The sequence below is a fragment of the Streptomyces sp. 13-12-16 genome (assembly GCF_002114215.1).
Taxonomy (GTDB): Bacteria; Actinomycetota; Actinomycetes; order Streptomycetales; family Streptomycetaceae; genus Streptomyces.
In genome coordinates this window covers 2,632-3,925 of the sequence record NZ_NCTE01000666.1, presented here as the reverse complement: position 1 = coordinate 3,925, position 1,294 = coordinate 2,632, and the positions used below count along the sequence as shown (strand labels likewise).

Sequence of the window (1,294 nt, the reverse complement as noted above, 5' to 3'; positions counted from 1 at the left end):
CGCGCTGCACCGGCTGAGCCGCGAGCCCGCGCGCCGCGCGCACGGCTTCGTCCGCGCCCGTCCGCGCCTGGCGGCGCTGGCGGCACGGACCCTGAAGGGCGTGGCACGGCTGCGCCGGTCGTGAGTCGTGAGGAGGAGGGGGGAGGACAGGTGTCCCGAAGAGCGCGTACGCAGGAGGAGATACGACGGTTCCTGGCCATCGGCGCGGTGCAGGTCGCAGAGATCGACCTGGACGGTGACGAGGCCGCGCCGAGACCCGGACCGGGCAGCCCGCCGATCACCCACGGCGAGGTGTTCCTGCTGGTCAGACGGGCGGGCCGTCCGGTGGGGACCCTGCTGGCACGGGTGCCGGAGGGCGCGGACCCGCGGGCGGTGCTGACGGAGGCCGCCTCCGCGGTGGCGGGAGGGGCCGTGGAGGTGACGGGCGGCGGAAGGCCGCCGTACGCCTCGGTCGTCGTGGCCACCAGGGAGCGGGCCGGACAGCTCGCCCGGGCGCTGGACTCGCTGCTCGCGCAGGAGCACCCGCGGTTCGAGGTCGTCGTCGTCGACAACGCGCCCGTGACCGACGAGACCCGCGAGCTGGTGGAACGCAAGTACGGCGAGCGGGTGCGGTACGTGTGCGAGCCGGTGCCCGGACTCGCCGTCGCGCACAACAGGGGGCTGGCGAAGGCGCGGGGCGAGGTCGTCGCGTTCACCGACGACGACGTGGTCGCCGATCCCCGCTGGCTCACCGAACTGACCGCCCCGTTCGCCGCCGACCCGCGGCTCGGCTGCGCCACCGGCCTGATCCTGCCCGCCCGGCTGCGCACCCCGGCCCAGGTCCTGCTGGAGAGCCACGGCGGCTTCGCGAAGGGCTTCACGCCGACGACGTACGACCCCGGCGACCCGCCCCGCGACGAGCCGCTGTTCCCCTTCACCGCGGGCCGCTTCGGCTCGGGGGCGAACATGGCCTTCCGTACGGAGGTGCTGCGTGCCGTCGGCGGCTTCGACCCGGCCACCGGCGCCGGAACACCCGCGCGGGGCGGCGACGACCTGTACGGCTTCGTCCGTGTCCTCGCCCAGGGGCACCGGCTGCACTACACGCCGTACGCGCTGGTGTGGCACCACCACCGGGAGACCTGGGCCGACCTGGAGACCCAGGCGTACGGCTACGGCGCCGGCCTCACCGCCTACCTCACCGCGGTCCTGGTCAACCGGCCCGCGCTGCTGCCGGCGTTCCTCGCCCGGCTGCCGCGCGGTCTCGCCCGTGCCCGCGCGCTGACCGAGGCGCGCGACGCGGACGGCGGCGGTGGTG

1 protein-coding gene and 1 pseudogene are annotated in these 1,294 nt (G+C 75.9%); both read left to right on the top strand.

The features are described from left to right. Positions 1-124, top strand: a pseudogene (locus tag B7767_RS48330) (cellulose biosynthesis protein CelD); the annotation flags it as partial. 26 nt (positions 125-150) lie between these two features. Then, on the top strand, positions 151-1,294 hold a 1,144-nt coding region (locus B7767_RS25550; RefSeq protein WP_179167283.1), incomplete at its 3' end, for a glycosyltransferase family 2 protein.